The organism is Gordonibacter sp. (assembly GCF_036667095.1).
Lineage (GTDB): Bacteria > Actinomycetota > Coriobacteriia > Coriobacteriales > Eggerthellaceae > Gordonibacter.
In genome coordinates this window covers 1-3,773 of record NZ_JAVWUP010000215.1, presented here as the reverse complement: position 1 = coordinate 3,773, position 3,773 = coordinate 1, and the positions used below count along the sequence as shown (strand labels likewise).

Here is a 3,773-nt window from a genome sequence, read left to right as displayed (position 1 = left end):
ATCACCCATCCATGCCAAGATAATGGGGAACAGTAGCGTCTGTTCGGTCAGCACGCCCGTCGGCTCACCGGCTTCATCCTTGTAGATATGTCCGTCACGCGGGTCGGGTGTCTCGCGTGTAATGCTCATGACTTCAAGTGCCTTGCTGTTCAAGAATCCGGTATGCATGGATTGCACCAGCACACATAACGGATGGTTGGTGGTAATGCCGTCAAGCCAATGTCGATCGAGCTCGGGCAAGTCACGATTAATCAGGTAATCCAAGCCGAAGCAGAACACCCATTTGCCCTCCGGGGTATCGTCAACCGCGCGCTTTATCTGGGACAGAACCTCTTCTACCGTGTCATAGCGCAACCCACCAATAAAGGCAGACTTATGGATGCACGCCGCCACATCAAGATGAGCATGGGGCTCAAAGAGACCCGGCATCATAACACTGCCCTGCAGGTCAACGCGATCGACCTCATCGCCCGCTTGAGCAACTACGTTGTCGTACCCACCTGCTGCAACAATAATCCCGTCCTCGACGAGTACCGCCTCCACACGAGGATTCGCCTCATCCATCGTGATGATAGGGCCACCGTAGAATATTTTCTTCATTAATCGATCTCCTCTCCTGGAAGCGCCTTCACGCACACTGCTTAAGACGCTTTTTATTGATGCTTCCCAACAATTGAGCCGATGTCAGCGCATTAAGCGTCGGCTGTCTCGTTGCAAAATTCACTATACGGAGTTTTCTTTCACCTTTGGTGCACCGCAATTTCTGTAGTTAATGAAGTAATTTGACATTCGACAGCTCAGCACTCTTTCAAAAAACCAACCCACCTCCTTATTTGCATTTCTACTTTCCGTTCATTATTCAAAAAACATGTTTTTCTTCTTTATATAAGGAAGTTCTAATGCTTTCATCTGATCGCGTCCTTTGGATAATAGAACCCGTCAGCGCACGGAAAACAACTACACTTCAAGGAGGAGGCAACTATGTCAGAAGCATCACCCACGACAAAAGGGGCTGAAAAGTTTCTCATAGCACCTATTTTGGTCTTAGTCATGGCCCAGATTGGCACCACTGGAGAAAACTCGGCCATGTCCCTAGCCGCAACCGCCTTAGCAAACGCGTTCGGCTCAACAACCGCAGACTTCCAGCTTGCCAATATGGTTTATTCCCTCGTAGCCGGCGCCCTCATGATTGCCGGCGGCATGATGGGCATTATCATCGGATGGAAGAAGAGCTTCCGCATTGGCGTGCTGCTGTGCGCCGCAGGCGAAGTAGTCGTCGCCCTTTCCCCCAGCATGATGCTGCTCACCTGGGGCGGGCGCACCCTTGTGGGTCTCGGCGCAAGCTTTATGATTCCCGCAGTTCTAGGCCTTATTCCCAACATCTACCATAGCGGAAAAAACCGCGCCATAGCATTTGGCTGCATTGGTGCAGCGTCGGGCATTGCAACCATTTTACCCATCCTCTTTGGCGTTCTCATGGATGCTATGGGCTTTCGCATCACCTTTGGCATTCTTGCTTGTTACTTCCTGATCGTATTCGCCGCCTCGTTTTCCTTGCCGCCCATCGAAAAGGCTCCGGGCAAGCTGAAATTCGACTACGTCGGCACGGGCTTGGCTGCCCTGGGCCTGTTCATGTTCCTGGTAGGCCTTTCCCGTATTTCCGTATGGGGCCTGATCGCGCCCACGGCTGCCGCTCCATTCTCCCTTCTTGGATTCTCGCCGGCCCCTGTGCTTACCCTCGCTGGCCTCATAGTGCTGGCCATTATGATGTTCGTGGAGAAGAAAGTTGAAGCGAAGAACGGCTGTGCACTGCTGCCGCAGTCCTTTTACAAAACTCCGCAAGTGCTTGCCGGTCTGCTATGCAGCTTCCAGATCTTTTTCGCCAGCGCCATGATCACCCTTTTAGTAGTGCCTTATCTCCAGCGTGTTGCCGGCTGGTCGGCAATGCAGGCGTCCCTCATCGCCGTCGCCATCGGCGTCCCCATGTTCTTGCTGGCTCTAGGTATTCCCAAGGTCGCTCCTAAAATGCATCCGCGCACGGCCCTGCAATTCGGATACGCCCTTATTGGGGCAGGCACCATCGCCATCGTATTTTCCATCAGCTCTGACAGCGTGTCTGCGCTCCTGTGGGTCGGTGCCGTTGTTATCGGCCTCGGCGAAGGCTGTCTCAGCGCTCACGCCAGCAACGTTGTCGCCCTTGCCGTCAACGACCGCGACGCCTCGCAATCAGGCGGCGTGCAGGCTACCTCGCGCAACGTAGGTTATGCTATCTCCATTGCTGCCCTCGGCGCCACCCTTCTCATAGGGCTCAACTCCGGCATCGCCGGAAGCATCAGTACCAACGAGTCCATCTCGCCAGAAACACGCGCCGCTGTGGCTCAGCACAACGTCGACATGATGAGCAACGAGAATTTCGTCACCGCAATGGCTGGCGTTACCACTTCCGAAGAGGAGATGGCCGCCCTGGTGGCTGCGAACGCCGATGCCCGCACCAACGCGCTGCGCACGACACTCACCGTAGGTGGCGTGATCGTTCTACTCAGCCTCTTGAGCACCCCCTTCGTCAAGGTGGCTCGCAAGGAAAACGAGGCAGAAATCGCTACCGCACAAGCAAAACAACCTGCTGTCGATACAGACTCGCTCCAAACTGAAGGCGCCTAAGTCGCCTCGGCCCCTTCAAGGCAGTAGCCTGTAGCAGGCTTTCATCAAAGTGGCGCTCCTGTCGGTCGCACCACGAAAATGAGAAGGAGCCACGGCTTTAACCCCGTGGCTCCTCTTTTGCTTACTTCAACAACCCCTCGCATACACCACGCGCTCCCTGAATAGAGCGGTCTGTCGCCCTGCGTTAGTACGTCACGGAAGGCGGAATGCTGTAGGCATGCTCCCCTCGAATGCTTGTCTTGATAGACCGGTTGAATCGTGCAACTATCTCGCTCAGGCTCGTGCGATCCCGCTCCGCAACATAGAGAACCGACAGCGAAGCAACTGGCTGCACGACATGAAGCTCGCTGGTTTCGTAGACGCGAAGACCCGTCGTTGCCGTGCGTTTCAAACAGAGGGCGGTTGTCATATGGTCCGTCGAAATAGCACAATGAGACTCGAATTGTTCAGCGAATTCCTCGAATGTTGCCTTTACGATGCCATCGTTTCTTAAATCCCAGTACACCGCTTGCACGGTATCTCGAATCGACTCTTGGCTGAGCTTGCGCGAACTCACTTCAAAGGGACTGCCCCGCCACAGCTCTTCAAAATTAAGGGTGAATTCCATCACATGCATCAAGTCATCCTTGCCGACCGAATGAGAGATTTGGCAGAGCGGAAGCGCCGATTCCATGGGCTCAAAAGCAAGAATGAAATCGACGTCCTCATACGCAGGGGATCGAGCCCCACCTTCGCAAAGCAGATCTTCCCCTGACACAACCCCGACTACTTGGATAAACGGCAGACCCGTCTCGATGCAATACACGCCGTAGGCCGCCTGCTCAAAACTTGCATCTGCCACAAGCAGCACCCGATACGTACGCTTGCGGTGCTTATCCCAGTAGGGATAAAGAAGCATGGCTATACGAGCAACGTCATCAGCGAAAAGAGGTACGCGCGCAAGCTGCGGAACCGATGCCAAAAGACCCTCCAGCGTTATCAGCCAATCCACATGATGCCGCTTCATCGGAGCAGCGTTGAACAGTCCTACGGGGAACTTGCTTTTCCACCGTTGTATGGCCTGGTAGGAAAGTGATTCTAGCGACCTCACCATATCCATATCAAGGGGGGTG

Annotated in this window: 3 protein-coding genes; 1 reads left to right on the top strand and 2 read right to left on the bottom strand. The window is 54.3% G+C overall.

Annotated elements, in window-relative coordinates:
* Positions 1-600, bottom strand: a 600-nt coding sequence (locus tag RR842_RS12670; protein WP_332729973.1) for an amidohydrolase family protein, incomplete at its 3' end; no start/stop codon positions are given.
* Positions 601-981: 381 nt separating this feature from the next.
* Here RR842_RS12670 and RR842_RS12665 point away from each other — a divergent pair.
* A complete protein-coding gene (locus RR842_RS12665; RefSeq protein ID WP_332729972.1) occupies positions 982-2,661 on the top strand; it encodes an MFS transporter in 1,680 nt (559 codons plus the stop codon).
* A 184-nt stretch (positions 2,662-2,845) separates the two neighbouring features.
* Here RR842_RS12665 and RR842_RS12660 read toward each other — a convergent pair.
* A partial coding sequence (locus RR842_RS12660) for a hypothetical protein (protein WP_332729971.1) occupies positions 2,846-3,773 on the bottom strand: 928 nt, incomplete at its 5' end.